At 40.7% G+C, this 17,582-nt stretch carries 13 protein-coding genes; 8 read left to right on the forward strand and 5 right to left on the reverse strand.

What is annotated here, in order from left to right; all coding sequences use genetic code 11:
- Positions 1–17: 17 nt before the first annotated feature.
- Positions 18–905 carry an efflux RND transporter periplasmic adaptor subunit gene (locus tag ISX59_RS20225; RefSeq protein WP_220576225.1) on the reverse strand — a complete coding sequence of 296 codons (888 nt, stop codon included), beginning with the start codon at positions 903–905 and terminating at the stop codon, positions 18–20.
- A 20-nt stretch (positions 906–925) separates the two neighbouring features.
- Positions 926–5,245, reverse strand: a complete 4,320-nt coding sequence (locus ISX59_RS20230) for a CusA/CzcA family heavy metal efflux RND transporter (RefSeq protein ID WP_220576226.1) — start codon at positions 5,243–5,245, stop codon at positions 926–928.
- A gap of 178 nt (positions 5,246–5,423) precedes the next feature.
- Here ISX59_RS20230 and ISX59_RS20235 point away from each other — a divergent pair, with 178 nt between their 5' ends.
- Together ISX59_RS20235 and ISX59_RS20240 are read left to right on the forward strand one after the other, a co-directional pair.
- Positions 5,424–7,766: a GH92 family glycosyl hydrolase gene (locus ISX59_RS20235; RefSeq protein WP_005808525.1), complete on the forward strand. Its 2,343-nt coding sequence runs from the start codon at positions 5,424–5,426 to the stop codon at positions 7,764–7,766.
- A 62-nt stretch (positions 7,767–7,828) separates the two neighbouring features.
- Positions 7,829–8,371, forward strand: a complete 543-nt coding sequence (locus ISX59_RS20240) for a glutathione peroxidase (protein WP_005808524.1) — start codon at positions 7,829–7,831, stop codon at positions 8,369–8,371.
- A 119-nt stretch (positions 8,372–8,490) separates the two neighbouring features.
- Here ISX59_RS20240 and ISX59_RS20245 read toward each other — a convergent pair whose 3' ends face one another.
- Both ISX59_RS20245 and ISX59_RS20250 read right to left on the reverse strand, forming a co-directional pair.
- A complete protein-coding gene (locus ISX59_RS20245) occupies positions 8,491–9,021 on the reverse strand; it encodes an NUDIX domain-containing protein (RefSeq protein ID WP_005808522.1) in 531 nt (176 codons plus the stop codon).
- A gap of 3 nt (positions 9,022–9,024) precedes the next feature.
- Positions 9,025–10,245 (reverse strand): S-adenosylmethionine:tRNA ribosyltransferase-isomerase, encoded by a 1,221-nt coding sequence (locus ISX59_RS20250; RefSeq protein ID WP_022011084.1) that lies wholly within the window; start codon positions 10,243–10,245, stop codon positions 9,025–9,027.
- Between the two features lie 80 nt (positions 10,246–10,325).
- Between ISX59_RS20250 and ISX59_RS20255 the strand changes: the two genes are divergently transcribed.
- Complete coding sequence (locus ISX59_RS20255; protein ID WP_032536980.1) at positions 10,326–11,375, forward strand: DUF2027 domain-containing protein; 1,050 nt, start codon at positions 10,326–10,328, stop codon at positions 11,373–11,375.
- 198 nt (positions 11,376–11,573) lie between these two features.
- The gene (locus ISX59_RS20260; RefSeq protein WP_005781477.1) at positions 11,574–12,701 is read left to right on the forward strand and encodes an ATP-binding protein; all 1,128 of its coding nucleotides are present in this window, start codon (positions 11,574–11,576) and stop codon (positions 12,699–12,701) included.
- 304 nt (positions 12,702–13,005) lie between these two features.
- Here ISX59_RS20260 and ISX59_RS20265 read toward each other — a convergent pair whose 3' ends face one another.
- Positions 13,006–13,155 (reverse strand): hypothetical protein, encoded by a 150-nt coding sequence (locus ISX59_RS20265; protein WP_175413933.1) that lies wholly within the window; start codon positions 13,153–13,155, stop codon positions 13,006–13,008.
- Positions 13,156–13,548: 393 nt separating this feature from the next.
- On the opposite strand from ISX59_RS20265, the gene ISX59_RS20270 reads away from it, so the two are divergent.
- The 4 genes from ISX59_RS20270 to ISX59_RS20280 all read left to right on the forward strand — a co-directional run bounded on the left by ISX59_RS20270 (position 13,549) and on the right by ISX59_RS20280 (position 17,390).
- Positions 13,549–14,496 carry an ABC-three component system protein gene (locus ISX59_RS20270; RefSeq protein ID WP_032539709.1) on the forward strand — a complete coding sequence of 316 codons (948 nt, stop codon included), beginning with the start codon at positions 13,549–13,551 and terminating at the stop codon, positions 14,494–14,496.
- An 86-nt stretch (positions 14,497–14,582) separates the two neighbouring features.
- Positions 14,583–14,729: an ABC-three component system middle component 8 gene (locus ISX59_RS21485; protein ID WP_350448881.1), complete on the forward strand. Its 147-nt coding sequence runs from the start codon at positions 14,583–14,585 to the stop codon at positions 14,727–14,729.
- On the forward strand, positions 14,726–16,489 hold the full coding sequence (locus ISX59_RS20275) for a DUF2326 domain-containing protein (protein ID WP_032539707.1): 1,764 nt from the start codon (positions 14,726–14,728) through the stop codon (positions 16,487–16,489). The genes ISX59_RS21485 and ISX59_RS20275 overlap by 4 nt, the downstream gene beginning before the upstream one ends.
- Before the next feature lie 91 nt (positions 16,490–16,580).
- Positions 16,581–17,390: an endonuclease domain-containing protein gene (locus tag ISX59_RS20280; RefSeq protein ID WP_032539706.1), complete on the forward strand. Its 810-nt coding sequence runs from the start codon at positions 16,581–16,583 to the stop codon at positions 17,388–17,390.
- Positions 17,391–17,582: the final 192 nt, after the last annotated feature.

Below are 17,582 nucleotides of genomic sequence, written 5' to 3' on the forward strand. Positions count from 1 at the left end.
TAAGATAATCTACCGGATTATTTCTGTATTCTTGCTGTTACATACATGCCGGGACGGAACTGTGGAGCGGTGCTGTCAATCCGGGCGTATACTTCGAGTGAACGACTCGTTTCATCTACTTTCTGCCCGATTGAGACCAAGGTAGCTTTAAATACTGTTTTGCCCATGCCGTTTACCCGGAATTGGACGGGGCTGCCTACCTTCATATCCGTCAGGTCTTTTTCATAAGTTGTCAGGCAGAGTAGGGGAGATGACTTGTCAATGACCTCACAAAGCGCTTCGCCGGGTTGAATGTATTTGCCTATATTCATGGTTACATCGCTGATATAGCCGCTTATAGGAGCTTTCACCTGCAACAGAGGCTGTATACCACTTTTCAATAATTCTTCAGGGGTAATACCTAATAAGGAAAGTTGTGCAGCTGTAGCTTCCAGTTTGCTTTTCATTGATAAGTAGTCTGCTTTGCTCTGTTGAAACTTTTTTTGCGAAGCGGCCTGTTCGGCTGAGAGTGACTTTTGGCGTTCATATTCCGCTTGCAAATATTCTGTTTGGGCATGACTGTCAAGGTAGGTCTGTTGCAACATGATGAAGTCCGGATTCTCAAGGGTTGCCAGCAGGGTGCCTTTCTGCACCTGTTGTCCCGGTAAAAGTGAAGTGTTTCTTACTACTCCTCCCATGGTAAGGGCTACGGTGGCCTGGCGTTGGGGAGATAGTACGATAGTTCCGTTGAAAGATACTTGATTGGGTTTTGAGGTGGCTGATGTAATTCCATCCACTTGCGTAGCAGTAGTATCTGTTTGTACCTTAGCGATGGAAGGAGCTGTTGTTGCTGTTTCGGAAGTTTGTTTTGTCTCTTTGCATGCTATAAGAGCCAACAAGAGAATGGGATAAAATATTCTTTTCATATTATTTATGTTTCAACAGGTTATTGATAAAGTTCATACTCCAGTGAGGCGATGTTATATTGATATACCGTTTCGATATAACCTTTGCGTATTTCACGTGCGGCACTGACCGACTGGATAAATTCCGCGATGCTCGTTTCGCTGTGTTGCAATTGTAGATTAGCCACCTTGATTAATTCGTCTGCTTCTTTGAGTGCAGACGAGGTATAAAACCGGAGACTCTCTTCGTGACGGCGTAAGGTGGCACTCAGTTCAGTAACTTTATTGTTCAATTCGCGAATATTGGCTTCTGCTTGTATTTGTGCGGCAGAAGCGGCAAGTTTTGCTTGTCTGATCCGGCTCTTTTGTGGTAAGAAGTAGATAGGAAATGATACCCCCACCATCCATGCATTCAGGTTTTTCAGGGGCAGAATATTTTGGCGGCTATATCCTATGCTGAGTTCCGGAAAGAAACGACTGCGCTCTACGTTCAGTGCTGCCCGTGTTTCGGAAATCTGGCTGTTGAAAAATCCGAGATGGGCTTCGGATACGCTTCCTGGCTGAACATTTGTCGGGAAGAGCTGCATGCTCGTGTTTTCCGGTATGATGGGCGCATCTGCGTAGCAACTCCATTGAAAACGGGTAAGAGCCATTTTTTCTTCTTCCTGTGCCTGAAAGAGTCGGTTGTGCAGGTCCGCAGCCGATGTAGTCATCATGTTTTTTTCCAACAGGGTGATTTCTCCTTGTTCGTATCTCAGTTCGCTGATGCGCTTTAATTCAGCAGCCATGCGATCTTGGTCGCGATAAAGTGAACATATTGCTGAAGCATACTGATAATAAGCCCATGCACGTTTTACTTCTGCCGTTACTTCTTTTTCTACCATTTGGCGGTAGTAAGTGCCGGTTTGTACTTGACGGTTGACAAGAGTATTCTTGTAGAACGGTGTCAATAGTGAACCCAGGTTTTGTTCGAGAACCATTTCTTTATCTTTCTTGTTTTCGCCGTTCAGTTGTCCCCAGGAGTAACTGAATGTGGTAGGGGAGGCTTCTACAATCTCGCCTCTTGTGGCCTGTGCCTGCCGGATGGCGGTTGTGGCTGTCTTAAGCCTTGGATGGTTCTGTCTGGCTATTTTTATTGCTTGTTCCAGGCTGACGGTTTGTGGCGCTTGTGCTGTGACGGTGGCACTCAGCAGAAGTGCCGGCAGCAGGATGAACAGATGCAACCGTCTCTTAGGTTGTTTCCAACCGGCACTTGTCGCATTTACTATTTTATAAAAAACCGGAAGGATAATCAGGGTCAATATGGTTGATAGAATCAAGCCTCCGATTACAACAGTTGCCAGTGGGCGTTGTACTTCAGCTCCGGCGGATGTGGCAATGGCCATCGGTACGAAACCCAATGAAGCTACCAGCCCGGTTAGGAATACCGGACGTAGCAGGTGTGGTGTTCCTTTTTTTATAATCTGATTAGTGGTCATGGCATATTTATTTTGTTTTCTTAAGTCGTTGAAGTGGTTAATCATCAGAATTCCATTGAGCACAGATACCCCAAACAATGCGATGAATCCTACTCCTGCCGAAATACTGAACGGGAGTCCGCGTAGCCAAAGAGCCAGGATACCACCTATTAATGATAATGGCACTGTAGAGAATACCACCAGTGTATAGGTTACATTCTTGAAAGCGAAGAATAAAATCAACAGGATCAACATCAGGGCTACCGGTATTACGATAGTCAGTGTACGGATGGCGTTCTGCAGATTTTCAAACTGCCCCCCGTATTCAAAATAATATCCCGGTTTCAACCGGATGTTTTTGTCCAATGTTTGTTGGATTTCTGATACTACCTGTTGAATGTCGGCATCGCGCACATTGACTCCGATCACGATGCGGCGTTTAGTGGCATCCCGGTTAATTTGGAGCGGACCGCTTACCAGGTCAATACTTGCCACTTCGCTGACAGGAATCTGTACTCCTTCTGAAGTACGGATAAAGAGTTTATCGAGGTTCAGGTCTGCCACTTTCTCTTGATCGAGGCGTACTACCAAATCGAATCTTCTTTCGTTTTCAAATACTACTCCGCTTACTTCGCCGGCATAAGCTGTACGGATCATTGTGTTTAATTCCTCGATGTTAATGCCATAACGGGCTATTTTCCCCCGGTTGTATTTTACTACCAGTTGGGGTAATCCCATGGTTTGCTCGACAATGACATCGGCAGCGCCCGGAATCTGTTCGACAAACTTTGTAGCCTCTTTCGCTTTTGCATAAAGTTCGTGAGTGTCTTCGCCGTATAGCTTGACCGCTATGTCAGCCTTAGCTCCGGTCATCAGCTCGTTAAAACGCAACTGAATGGGTTGAGAGAAGTTGAATTCTGCACGGTTCTCTAAAGGCAGGAGGGCTTCTTTCATCTTTTCTATCATTTCCGCCCTGCTCGAAGCAGAGGTCCATTCCTTGAAGGGTTTCATTACAATCATCACATCGGCATCTTCCACAGCCATTGGATCGGTAGGAACCTCGGCAGTTCCGATTTTGGCAACTACATGTTTGATTTCCGGAAATTGATCCATCAAAACCTTTTCGGCCTGGTTGGATACTTCAATACTTTCAGAGAGTGAACTTCCGGCCGGTAATGTCATTTGCATGGCAAAATCGCCTTCGTCCAAAGTAGGGATAAATTCTGCTCCCAAACGTCCGAAGAGTAAGAAAGAACCTATTAAAGCAGCGAAAGCTATAGTGACTGTCTGCCATTTGAAACGCAGGCAGAAGCATAGGCAACGTTGGTATATGACATTAAGTTTTTTAAAGAAACGGTCGGCAAACGTAGGTTTTACCACAATGGTGTGTTTCAGGAAGAGGGAAGCCATCATCGGTACATAAGTCAGAGAGAGTAATAGGGCTCCGATAATGCAGAATACCAGTGTCTTTGCCATTGGAGTAAAATATTTTCCTTCAATTCCGTTCAGAGTCAGGATGGGGAAGAATACGATCAGGATGATGAAAACGGCAAATGTAGCCGAACGTACTACCCCCGAAGCACCCTTCTCCACTTCTTCATCCATTTCTGTTTTCGATAAAGTGCGGCCTTTTAGTTTATTGCCGTAGAGGTGAGCTAATATACCTTCTACTATTACAATAGAACCGTCTACCACAATACCGAAGTCGATGGCACCGAGACTCATCAGGTTGGCTGTCACACCGAAAATACGCATAAGGATAAATGCAAACAGCATGGCCAGTGGGATAACTGAGGCTACGATGAGCCCTGCACGTACGTTACCCAGGAAAATGATAAGTACTACGAATACGATAATTGCACCTTCTATCAGGTTGTGTATGACGGTGGAGATATTTCGGTTGACAAGTTCCGAACGATTCAGATAAGGCTCTATACTTACCCCTTCGGGTAATAGTTTCTGTATTTTTTCCACCCTTTTTTCCAACTCTTGTGTCACAACGTTGGCGTTGGCTCCTTTCAACATCATCGCAATGCCTCCTACACATTCACCATTTCCGTCTTTGGTCATTGCGCCAAACCGCTTTGGAGCTCCAAAGCGGACAGTACCTACATCACTAATGTGCACAGGAATGCCGTTGCGGTTGGCAACAACAATCTGCTCGATGTCTTTAGTGCGGCTGATCATTCCCTCTGAACGGATATAATAAGCATTTCGAGCCTTCTCAATATAGCTTCCTCCGGTGTTCTGATTGTTTTTGCTTAAAGCTTCGAACACCTCACCGATGGTGATATTCAGCGAAAAGAGCGCATCCGGATCAACGGCTACTTCATATTGTTTCAGGTATCCGCCAAAACTGTTAATTTCCACAATACCCGGTATGCCGGATAATTGGCGTTTCACCATCCAATCCTGAATTGTGCGGAGTTCCATCGCATCATATTTGTTTTCGTAACCGGATTCTACCTTTAGGATATATTGGTAGATTTCTCCCAATCCGGTAGTGATGGGCATCATTTCCGGCATACCCAATTCCGATGGAATTTCTCCTGCTACGGATTGTATCTGTTCGTTAATCAGTTGCCGGGCATCCAAGGTCGGTACACTCTCTTTAAATACAACTGTCACTACCGATAGTCCGAAGCGACTTACCGAACGGATATCTTCCACATTCATGATATTGCTCATGGCAATTTCGATGGGCATTGTGATCAGTTGCTCTACTTCCTGTGGGGCAAGTGTCGGCGAGACAGTTACGATTTGTACCTGATTGTTGGTGATGTCCGGTACGGCATCAATTGGCAAGGTCATCATCGCATAAATGCCTCCGATAAGAAGAAAGAGGGTAGTGAGTCCTACGAATAGTTTCTTCTTTATAGAAAAACGTACGATAGCTTTAAACATAATCCTTAAGTGTTTGAATATCGGTACAAAGGTAGATCGCTGAAACTTTTGTTGTTGATGAAAAATTGCGAGGTGGAAAGATTGGCAGGTGAAATGGTAAAATGTGGGAATGAAGTGGAACGGAATTGTTGAAAAAGGCTATCTTTGCATATCAACAACACATCACAATAATAAGATTATGAAGAAAAAAGCACTTTCCTTGCTGGCATTCATCCCGGCATTTACGACAGTGACGGCTCAACATCCGGCAGTACCGGATGTATGCGCACTTGTCAATCCCATCATCGGAACCAATGGTATGGGGCACACCTTTCCCGGGGCCTGCGCTCCGTTCGGACTTGTACAGTTGAGCCCTGATACGGATACAATTCCTCACAATGTGGATGGAGTTTATCAAAAAAATGCATATGAATATTGTGCCGGGTACCAGCATCGCGATCAAACAATAGTAGGATTCAGTCATACCCACTTGAGTGGTACGGGACATTCTGATCTGGGAGATATCTTGATTATGCCTGCTACAGGTGAATTGAAACTGAATCCCGGAAGGGCGGACACCCCAGACGAAGGATACCGTTCCCGTTTCAGCCATGAAACTGAAGTGGCTCGTCCGGGCTATTATGAAGTGGAGCTTACAGATTACGGTATAAAAGCACAGTTGACAGCTACCCAACGGGTAGGGATACATAAATATACTTTTCCGGACGGTGCCGACGGACGCATTATTCTTGACCTGGTACACGGCATCTATAATTATGACGGGAAAACGTTGTGGGCTAATATACGCGTAGAAAATGATACATTGCTGACGGGGTATCGTATCACGAACGGGTGGGCCCGCACCAACTATACTTATTTTGCCATATCCTTGTCTCAACCCATCAAAGACTATGGATATACAGATAAAGAGAAGGCTTTGTATAAAGGATTCTGGCGACGGTTCAATTCCGACCGGAATTTCCCGGAAATGACCGGACGGAAACTGGTGGCTTATTTCAACTTCGATACCCGGCAGAATCCGGAACTGATAATTAAAGTCGCTCTTTCGGCCGTGAGCACAGAAGGGGCTTTAAAAAATTTGCAGGCTGAGGCTGGCGGAAAGACTTTCAGCCGGCTGGCAGCCGAGACACATTCGGCATGGAATCGTGAATTGGATGTGCTTGAGGCCAAAGGAACCCCCGACCAGCTTGCCATGTTTTATACTTCACTGTATCATACGATGATTAATCCGTCTGTCTATATGGATGTAGACGGTAGTTATCGCGGGCTCGATCATAATATCCATACAGCCGAAGGATTTACCAATTATACTATTTTCTCCTTATGGGATACGTACCGTGCAGAACATCCTTTTTTGAATTTGCTTAAACCCCGGCAGAATAGAGACATGGTGCAGTCTATGATTCGGCATCAGCAGCAGAGTGTGCATGGCATGCTGCCGATATGGAGTCTGATGGGGAATGAAGGCTGGTGTATGAGCGGTTATCATGCTGTATCTGCTTTGGCTGACGCGATTGTCAAAGGTGCCGGAATATCTGTCCGGGAGGCTTTGCCGGCGATGGATCATACGGCAAATGTGTCTTATTATGAAGGCATTGAATCGTATAAACGATTGGGATATGTGCCTTTTGATCAGAGTGGAACGGCTGCATCTACTACGTTGGAATATGCTTATGACGACTGGACCATTTACCGGGTGGCTTTGTTGGCGGGAGATAAACCGTTAGCCGATATTTATAAGAAAAGGGCGGATAATTATCGGAATGTTTTTGATGCTTCTGTCGGTTTTGCCCGCCCTCGCTATAGCAACGGTGAATTTAAGAAAGAGTTTGATGCTATGCAGACCTACGGTGAAGGTTTTATTGAAGGAAACTCATGGAATTTTTCTTTCCATGTGCCGCATGATGTAACCGGATTGATCGGGCTGATGGGTGGTGAAAAGAAATTTGTCAACCGGCTGGACACACTCTTCTCTATGGCACTTCCCCGGAAATATTATGAAAAGAATGAAGATATCGCCGAGGTGAGTTTGGTAGGAGGGTACGTGCATGGCAACGAACCCAGTCATCATATTCCCTATTTGTATGCATGGACTTCCCAGCCCTGGAAAACACAATATTGGGTGCGTGAGGTGATGAACCGGATGTACAAAAATGATATTGACGGCCTGGGGGGCAATGACGATTGCGGGCAGATGTCTGCCTGGTATCTGTTTACGGCAATGGGATTCTATCCCGTTTGTCCGGGTACCGATCAATACGTGTTGGGAGCACCTTATCTTCCATACATCCGTATGAATCTGCCTAATGGAAACACTTTTGAGATAAAAGCGCCGAAAGTGAACGATCGCAACCGCTATGTTCGACAGGTAAAGCTCAACGGAAAAGTTTACGATAAAATGTATATTACCCATGCCGATCTCTTGGCAGGGGGAATACTTGAATTTGAAATGTCTGCTTCTCCAAACGAGAAGAGAGGGCTTGCCAAGGAGGCTAAACCTTATTCGATGTCTGAGGAGTAGAACGTTTTCAAACATTCTGTCCGGGCTGCTTGTTAATTATTTGATGAACCAAATAATAGAATATGAAAGCAATTTTTTCTTTTGTAGCAGTCTTGGTACTCTCATTATCGATGGCTGCGCAGAGTAAATCGTTCTATGACTTCTCTGTGAAGACCATAGATGGCAAAGAGTATAAACTGGCAGACCTTAAAGGCAAGAAGGTATTGGTGGTTAATGTCGCTTCCAAGTGCGGACTGACGCCGCAGTATGCCGAGTTACAGGATTTGTACGATCAGTATAAAGATCGGAATTTTGTGATTATAGCTTTTCCTGCCAATAACTTTATGGGGCAAGAACCGGGTACGAACGAAGAGATAGCCAAGTTCTGTTCGGCAAATTATGATGTTACTTTCCCGATGATGGCCAAGATTTCGGTAAAGGGTAAAGATATGGCTCCACTTTATCAGTGGCTGACTGAGAAGAAACTGAACGGGAAGCAGGATGCGCCCGTACAGTGGAATTTTCAGAAGTTTATGATTGATGAGAATGGAAATTGGGTTGGTTTCGCAGCTCCTAAAGAAAGTCCTTTTTCTGAGACTATTATCAGTTGGATAGAAAAGAAGTGATTTAATGTGTCAAAACTCACCACAGAGGACACAGAGTAACACAGAGACGATTTTAAGTTGTTGATTATTAATCAAAAGACTCTGTGCTACTCTGTGTTACTCCGTGGCGAAAAGAGTTTCTACACAGCCTCTTTGGGGGAAGTAGAAGAGAAAATCCCTGCTTTTTCTATTTCACTTTCAAAGTTCGGTGTGAAGACACCTTTTCCTAAATTCGTTTTGATTTCTTCATAGCTCCAGAAACGTCCGCCATCTAATTCATCGCTGGGATGTATTGCTCCGTCGTATACTGTTTTATGCACAAAGACTAACTCCCGTTCACGGGAAGACTCAAAGACATAACTTGTCAGGAGTTCCGGTGTGAAGTCCGTGATACCTAATTCTTCGGCGACCTCTCTCTTTAAAGCTATTTCTACACTCTCTCCCAGATCGATGTGTCCGCCTACGGCGGTATCCCATTTGCCCGGCTGTATATCCTTCCATTCAGGGCGTTTCTGCAAGTAAAGTTCACCTTTTGAGTTGAATACGTGCAGATGAACAACCGGATGCAATAGCTTGCTTCCGCTATGGCATTCGCCGCGTGTAGCAGCTCCTGTAATAGTTCCCTGTTCGTCTACGATGGGAAACATTTCCTGATTATTATCGCTTTGCATATCTTAAGGTATTAATAAGGATGAATCGCCGTAGCTCAGGAAGCGGAAATCGTGGCTGAGTGCATAGTCGTAAATTGTACGCCAGTTCCCTTTGACAAATGCCGAGACCAATAATAGCAGGGTGCTCTGTGGCTGATGAAAATTGGTGACCATTGCTTTGACTATTTTGTATTCGTACCCCGGAGCAATAATAATTTGTGTACTGGTGTGCAATGCTTCCATACCGTGACGGTCGAGATAACCTAATATTTTCTGTAAAGCTACAACAGGGCGTACGTCACATTCCGTTTCGTAAGGTTGCCACTGTTTTACACGCAATTGTTCTTCCGTAGCTTCCGGGTTGTTGGCCAGCGTTACACCGATGTGGTAGAGACTTTCAAGGGTACGTACGGAAGTTGTTCCTACGGCAATGGCACAAGCGTCGTGGTCTATCAGCTTTTTGATAATACTGCGTGATACGGATATATATTCCGTATGCATTTCGTGCCCCTCTATCTCTTCACTTTTTACCGGTTTAAAAGTACCGGCGCCAACATGGAGGGTCAGTTCCTCGAGGTCGATCCCTTTTTCGGTCAGGGCATCCAGTACACGAGGGGTGAAATGTAAACCTGCCGTAGGAGCGGCCACCGAGCCTTTTATTTTTGAATAGACTGTCTGATAGGTCTCTTTATCACTTTCTTCCGTATCCCGGTTGAGATATGGAGGGATGGGTAACTCACCGAATACTTCAAGAATATCGGCAAAGGTGACTTCCGGATTATCCCAGTTGAAATCTATCCAATGACTGGTTCCACAACACTCGCCACGAGTAGCCGTCAGGGTGATGGGGAAACCTTTTACAGTCATTTCACGACGTAACGGACCGTCTTTCCATTTTTTCAGGTTACCGATCATGCAAAGCCACGCCGCATGTTCCGTTTGCTGGAAATTGAGTACATAGTCGTTAGGCTGAATCGGTTCCAGACAAAAAACTTCGATTAAGGCTCCTGTCTCTTTGCGGAAATGGAGTCGTGCCTGAATAACCTTGGTATTGTTGAATATCATCAGACTTCCGGCAGGCAAGTGTTCCGGTAAGGAGGTGAATACATCTTCGCTGACTTCGCCGTGACGGTAAATAAGTAACTTAGACTGGTCCCGCATAGGCAACGGGAATTTAGCGATGCGTTCATCCGGCAATGGATAATTGTATTCGCTAATACGGATATGTTTCGGGTTTTCTTTCATCATTTCTTTCTTTGCGACGACAAAAGTAGTTATATTTGCCTTAATTTGTAGATTGTAAATGGTAAATTGTAAACAGAACGATGAAAATAGGTGATAAAGTGCGCTTCCTCAGTGAGGTGGGCGGAGGAATCGTAAAGGGATTCCGGGGAAAAGATATTGTATTGGTGGAAGATGCTGATGGATTTGATATCCCGATGCAGATTCGTGAGTGTGTGGTGATCGATACGGATGATTATAATATGACCCGGAAGGCTGCTCCTGCGCCAAAGAAACCCGAAGAACCCGTCAAACCGGTAAAGCCTGAGATTCCGGTAGTTCGTCCGGCCGAAGTGCGGGGTGGCGATGTTTTAAATGTTTTTCTGGCTTATGTGCCCGAAGATGTGAAAGCTATCAGCAGTACTCCATTCGAGGCCTATCTGGTGAATGACAGCAATTATTATTTGTATTATACGTATCAGAGTGCCGAAGGAAAGGCTTGGAAAACCCGTTCGCATGGACTGGTGGAACCCAATACGAAGCTTTTGCTGGAAGAGTTTACTAAAGATATGCTGAATGAAATGGAGCATGTAGCCGTTCAGTTCATTGCTTTTAAAGATGGACGGACAGCGCCTTTGAAACCTGCGGTTTGTGTGGAGCTGCGTATCGATACGGTGAAGTTCTATAAACTTCATACTTTCCGTGAGTCCGATTTCTTTGAACAACCGGCACTGGTTTATGACATTGTGAAAGACGATGTTCCTACCCGTCAGGTATTTGTTTCGGCCGAAGAATTGCAATCCGTATTGATCCAGAAGAAAGAAGTAGATAAACCCAAGTCGCAGTCTATCGTAAAACGTGGCGGGAAAAATGATATTCTTGAAGTGGACCTGCACATCAACGAGTTGCTGGATGACACACGTGGCATGGGGAATGCCGAGATACTGAATTATCAGTTGGATAAATTCCGTGAGGTGATGGAGAAGTACAAAACCAAACGTGAACAAAAAATAGTTTTCATTCATGGTAAAGGTGACGGAGTGCTTCGCAAAGCATTGATTGACGAATTAAAGCGAAAATATAGTAATTGCCGCTATCAGGATGCTTCTTTCCAGGAATATGGTTTCGGAGCAACCATGGTGACCATAAAATGATGCTTCTATGCCTGTTATTGGGATGTGCGTGTTTCTGAAATTAGAGAGGTGACAAAAAAGGAAATTAAGTGAATTGATGCAGTGTAAACGGGTGGAAGGACGAAAGAAATGTGGATAATTACTAAAATTATACATTGATGTATTATACATTGATGTATAATTTGTATCTTTGTTCTATGATAAAGAAGGAAACAGCTTATGAAATCACCTTTTCAGTATGGTACACTGGTCGATAAAGAGAATTTTGTCAACCGGGTAGAAGAACGCAAACAACTGAAAGAGTTGTTAGGTTCGGGTATTAACGTAATGCTCATCTCTCCACGTCGTTGGGGAAAATCTTCACTTGTCAAAGTAGCGATGGACGAGTTGATGCATGAAGATAAACAGGTTCGTGTCTGTTATATCGATGCATTCAGTATCAAGACCGAATCCGAGTTCTACCGGATCTTTGCCCGTGAAGTCATCGCTTGCGCTGCATCTACGCTTGAAAAACGATTGGAAGATGTAAGACACTTTTTAAAAACTGTTTCACCCAGTATCACGCTGAAAAGCACCCCTACCGATACGATGTCTTTTGACTTGAAATTCGAATTGGAAGAAAGGGATGTTATGGAAATACTGAAATTGCCCGAAAAGATAGCCATAGCCAAAAGCATACGGCTGATAGTCTGCATCGACGAATTTCAACAACTGGCACAACTATCCGGCTACAGAGATCTGGAAGGTAAAATGCGTTCTGTCTGGCAAAAACAGCAACAAGTATCTTATTGCTTCTACGGAAGCAAACGACACATGATGCTGGATATTTTCAACAACTCATCCAATCCTTTCTATCGTTTCGGGCAGGTACTATTCCTGCAAAAGATTAAGAAGGAGGAGTGGGTACCTTTTATCGTCAATGCCTTCAAGCGGACGAATAAAGAAATCAGCAAAGAGCAAGCCGAACAGCTGTGTGACATCGTGAAGTGCCATTCATGGTATCTGCAACAGTTGTGTTACTTCGTCTGGAGTGGCACTTCCGACAAAGTGACTGACGAAACCATTGAAATGCGTACCCGGCAATTGATAGATACCAATATGCCTATGTTCATGAATGATACTGAAAATCTGACCGCTGCGCAAACAGCCATGTTACGTGCCGTAGCCAATGGTGAATACCGCTTCAATTCTATTCCTGTAGTGCGGAAATATGAATTGGGAAGTGCACAAACCATCACCCGCAACAAACGTATGCTGACCGAACGTGATTTTATTGAGAAGGAGGGGGAACTATATGTGTTTTCTGATCCTGTATTCGAACTTTGGTTTAAGAGGGAGTATTGTTGAGCTGAATTGTATGGGGAAAACCGACTGTTTAACAATGTTAATGTCAATTTCCGTTTATTTTATTCTTGTGTGCAAATAATAAGTCTTTTGCATTTAAAACACTTGTTATTTGCATCCAAAGAATAAACTTTAACTCTGTGTTAAAACAAAGCTTTTACTGACAGATGTTTTGAACTTTGAATAGTTTGTATTTCAGCTTGTTAAGTTTGATTTTTACTTTTTAGCCTCACTGAAGGTCTCTGCAGTATAGAGCCAATATACTTGCTTTTTTGTCAACTATACACAGGGGATTTGCCCTATCCGTTTATTTCCTTTTTGCCTTATTTAGTGCCGCTATCAGATACCTTCCTTTTGCCCCTATGTCACTCCAGCAAGTGTTGGCAATCAGTCGCCACACCGTCGCTCTCTTTCTTCCATAGTCCGACAGCCTGAGAATGGCGTTTACTTCGCCCACTTCGTTACCTGGTAAACTTTGACTTTTACCGGGTATTTACCTTCTTTGTTAAATGATTAGAGACTACATAGGAGATGACCTCGTTTTAAGAGTGTTGAACTAAATTTTAAACGGTGTTTGGATATTTATAAACAATTAGACGGAAATGTATTTGGATATTCATCCTTTTATATCGCATTTTTATCCAGCTCCAATGTTTTATTCATCTGTGCGTATCAATCGGGATAAATGATTTCATAAAAAATAAGGTCACATTCTCTACAATTGATAACGATGGAACATATATACTTGAAATATGAATAGGCAATCAAGACACTACTTATTTTCAAAATATTCTATTAAAACTTAAGCCAATTTGAAAATAAAATGTTACTTTGCAGAAAAAAGAGAAGTATGCGCACAAAATATCAATATGAGAACTTAAATGAAATAGATTTTGAGAATCTTATTATTGCTATATGCCAGAATATATTGGGTATAGGATGCAAAACATTCTCCCAAGGAAAAGACGAAGGGAAAGACAGTTGGTTTGAAGGAAAAGCTGAAAATTTTCCTTCATGTGCATCACAATGGGAAGGGGTGTTTGTGATACAAGCAAAACATACAACTTCATCGGAAGCTAGCTGTTCAGATAACAACTTTTATAAAAATCAAACTAGCATAGTTTCTAAAGAAATAAATCGTTTATTAGAAGTTCAAAAGCAACATCCTTTTGATAACTATTTACTCTTTACTAATAGAAAATTAACAGGTGGTGAACATCCTGAAATTACCAATAGATTGATTTCGGAGCTAAATATAAAGAATGCAGATGTTGTAGGAAAAGAACAACTTGATTCATATTTAGCATCATATCCCAAAATTGTCCAACAATTTGGTCTACACAAATTTAATGCTCCCGAACGATTTTACGAAAAAGATATTCAGGAAGTCATTTTACTTTTTAGTGATGTAAATGATTATTTAAATTTCACTCCATGCAATAGTAGTAACTCTCTTTTGAATATTGATAAAAAGGAAAAGAATCTATTGAATGATTTAAGTGATGAGTATTTTGATTTTATTAAAAAGCAATCGTTACCATATTTTGTTGAGATTGAAAAGTTTCTCAAAGACCCCAAAAACAAGCGGTATACTTTAAAATATCAAAATACAATCGCTGACTTACAAGCATATATAATACAACATAGAGGGGAATTCCCTTCTTTCATGGAGGTAATAGAACATATCGTTAACACTATTGTTGATTTAGACAAAGAAGAAATAAAAGATAGAAGAAACTTGTTTCGAATATTTGTTCATTTTATGTATTTTAATTGCGATATAGGTAAAATTAAATGATAGCTCCTAATAAATATTTAGATTTAAACCTCTCTATTCTCAATTTAGGAGGTATAATCTTGAAGATTCTTCAATCCTCAGGAATAATGAGATATGATGATCTTCTTGATAGATTAGTTTTTGTTCAAGGAGAAAATACCAAAGAAGTATTTTCATCAACTCTTAGTTTCCTATATTTATTAGGGAAAATACAATATAATAAGAATTTAGATACCATAGAATTACTACGATGAAATTGAGTCAATTATATTCTAATACAAGTACTTTTAAAGATATTGTATTCAACAACGGTATCAATCTAGTAATAGGTAAAGTTACTAAAAAATATGACCTTACCAAAGATTCACACAATCTTGGAAAATCAACATTGATTGGAGTGCTAGATTTTATGCTTCTGAAACAGATTGACAACAAGCATGTCTTTAAAAAATTTGAAACTAAATTTAATGGGATTGTTTTATTTTTGGAGATTTTTTTAAATTCAGGCGACTATTTAACTATTCGCCGTAGCATTAATGAACCTAACAAAATATCATTCAAAAGAAACAACCAAAAAACTCGTTTAAGTGAAGATTCTGACTGGGATATCCTTGACATGGGGCTATCACCAAGCATAAAGGCTTTAAATGCCTATCTTGCTTTTGACATACTCACTAATTGGAATTATAGAAAATCTATAACATACTTTTTGCGAGGTCAAAATGATTACAATGACGTATTCCAATTAGGAAAATTCCAAAATGGGAAACATGTTGATTGGAAACCTTTTATGTTTGATCTACTTGGATTTAATGGAAAGCTGTTAACTCAAAAATATAATTTTGACAGTCAAATTGAAAATCAAACCAAATTTATTAATAGTATTAAAAATGAATTTTCTGTAGATGAGGGAGAAATAGACAAGATAAAAGGACGAATAGCATTAAAGCATTCAGAATTAGAAGAGACTAGGAAACAAATAGATAGTTTTAATTTTTATAAACAAGAACGTAGTTTAAATAAGAATCTCGTTGATAATATTGAGAATTCTATCGCAGAGTTTAACTCTTTGGAATATAGTCTTTCTTATGAATTAGATAAGGCTCAAAAATCCATAGCTAATTCAGTTTCATTCGACATGGAACAGTTGAAAGACATATATTCTGATGTAGAAGTCTATTTTCCTCAATCTTTGAGTAAAAGCTACGAAGAATTGGTACAATTCAATAATGATATTACCAAAGAAAGAAATAAGTATTTAAAAGAACGTATTAAGGCTATTACAGAAGAATTACAAGAAGTACGTCAAAAGTTACAAGAGTTAAATGCCCAAAGAAATGAAACTTTAAATGTTTTACAATCTAAGGATTCATTTAAGAAGTTCAAGACTTATCAAATTAATCTTGCAAGACTTGAAGGTGAAATCTCGAAATTAGAAGAACAACTTAAAAGTATTGATAAAATTGCAAACTTAAAGGATATTGTATCGGAAATCGATAGTAAACTTGAAGTTACGATAAAGGAGATAAATGATAATATAAAGTATCAAGATAACCCTATTAATGCAGAAATTAAGAAAATCTTCAATGAGGTTTTCCGCACAGTGTTTAATGTCGAAGCATTATTATATGTCACACAAAACACTAATGGTAATGTAGAATTCAAAACTGATGTAGCTGAGTCATCAAGAATTACAGCTGAAAGTAATGGATATACCTATCGAAAAATGCTTTGTGTAGCTTTTGATGTGGCTGTTTTAATCGCATATCGTAAACATTCATTTTATCGTTTTGTTTATCATGACGGAGTTTTAGAAGGATTGGACAATCGTAAGAAGAAGAAATTCATAGAACTCGTACAAGAATATTGCAAACTATATGATATTCAATATATATGTACTTCAATAGAAGACGATTTGCCCATTGAAATTCTAGAAACGTTCACCACAGAAGAGAAGTGTTTAACCCTTGATGATTCTGGTGATGATGGCAAATTGTTTGGTTTCAGTTTTTGATATTTAATAACATTCTATGTCTCTTAAGGAAATAGAAAATTCCGTTGAGAGACATAGATATAATCATATAAACGAATAGAATACGATTACTATGGAAATGTTTTTAAACCACAACTGTTTAAAATGCGGTTACCCCTTATATGATAGTGTAAACGACTATGCAGTAAGTAGATATGGTTTTCCATTATGTAAAGTATGTCAAAACTGGCTTACAGAAAAGTCTAAAGCTACCGAATATGCTAAAAGGTTATATCTAGCTTTGAAACAGAGAAATGTACCTGCGGAACTTGAAAAGTACGATGGACATAAAACAATTGATATAGCGATAACATGTCTTAAAATAAATATAGAAGTTGACGGGAGTCAACATAATATGGATTCGAGACAAGCTTTGTCTGACCTAAATCGCACGAAATTCTCATTAGATAAAGGCTTTTTCACATTAAGAGTTCCTAATTCATTGGTAAAAGATAATATAGAAAAAACCGCAGATATAATTGTTGATATATTGCAGAAGAGGAAAGAAGAAATAGAGAAATCTAAACATGCAAATGAAACCGATATATCGCCTAAAGAACTGCAACTTCATGAATTAGTAACGGATTTTCTATCTTGGTTCTATATCGTATTTGAACAAGATTGGGCATATGGAAAAGAATGCATTAAATATCAAGATTGCGATGGGCTATTATCTACAAATCACGAAAATTGGGGAAATAAAGAGTATATGTTGATGTCTTTTTATAAATTGATTGAATATATGACAGAAAATAAGATATTTAATTCTACTATGCCTAATTGTTCTGACAGTGACGCAGATAATGAAGTGTGCTTTAATATAATAAGATGTTATTTTGGAGAATTCATAGACAATCTTCCTCAAAATTTATTCAAATCCTAGCAATACAGTATAAAACCTAATTGCACACAATTTGCACACATCTCAGGAAAATAAAGGAAAGAGGGCAGGGCGGACGCTCAATAAGTATAACATCTTATCATTTTCTATATTTTTTCAATACCAATGACTTTATCTCTTATTTTCTCATCCCATCCACATGCTTTCCTCTTTCCTGCCATTCCCAGTTTGATG

The organism is Bacteroides sp. FSHCM14E1 (assembly GCF_019633785.1).
GTDB classification, from domain to species: domain Bacteria; phylum Bacteroidota; class Bacteroidia; order Bacteroidales; family Bacteroidaceae; genus Bacteroides; species Bacteroides hominis.

Bases quoted from the DNA above. Each gene is read 5' to 3' on its own strand.
- ISX59_RS20225 (WP_220576225.1), bottom strand. From the start codon at position 905: ATGAAAAGAATATTTTATCCCATTCTCTTGTTGGCTCTTATAGCATGC.
- ISX59_RS20230 (WP_220576226.1), bottom strand. From the start codon at position 5,245: ATGTTTAAAGCTATCGTACGTTTTTCTATAAAGAAGAAACTATTCGTA.
- ISX59_RS20235 (WP_005808525.1), top strand. From the start codon at position 5,424: ATGAAGAAAAAAGCACTTTCCTTGCTGGCATTCATCCCGGCATTTACG.
- ISX59_RS20240 (WP_005808524.1), top strand. From the start codon at position 7,829: ATGAAAGCAATTTTTTCTTTTGTAGCAGTCTTGGTACTCTCATTATCG.
- ISX59_RS20245 (WP_005808522.1), bottom strand. From the start codon at position 9,021: ATGCAAAGCGATAATAATCAGGAAATGTTTCCCATCGTAGACGAACAG.
- ISX59_RS20250 (WP_022011084.1), bottom strand. From the start codon at position 10,245: ATGAAAGAAAACCCGAAACATATCCGTATTAGCGAATACAATTATCCA.
- ISX59_RS20255 (WP_032536980.1), top strand. From the start codon at position 10,326: ATGAAAATAGGTGATAAAGTGCGCTTCCTCAGTGAGGTGGGCGGAGGA.
- ISX59_RS20260 (WP_005781477.1), top strand. From the start codon at position 11,574: ATGAAATCACCTTTTCAGTATGGTACACTGGTCGATAAAGAGAATTTT.
- ISX59_RS20270 (WP_032539709.1), top strand. From the start codon at position 13,549: ATGCGCACAAAATATCAATATGAGAACTTAAATGAAATAGATTTTGAG.
- ISX59_RS21485 (WP_350448881.1), top strand. From the start codon at position 14,583: ATGAGATATGATGATCTTCTTGATAGATTAGTTTTTGTTCAAGGAGAA.
- ISX59_RS20275 (WP_032539707.1), top strand. From the start codon at position 14,726: ATGAAATTGAGTCAATTATATTCTAATACAAGTACTTTTAAAGATATT.
- ISX59_RS20280 (WP_032539706.1), top strand. From the start codon at position 16,581: ATGGAAATGTTTTTAAACCACAACTGTTTAAAATGCGGTTACCCCTTA.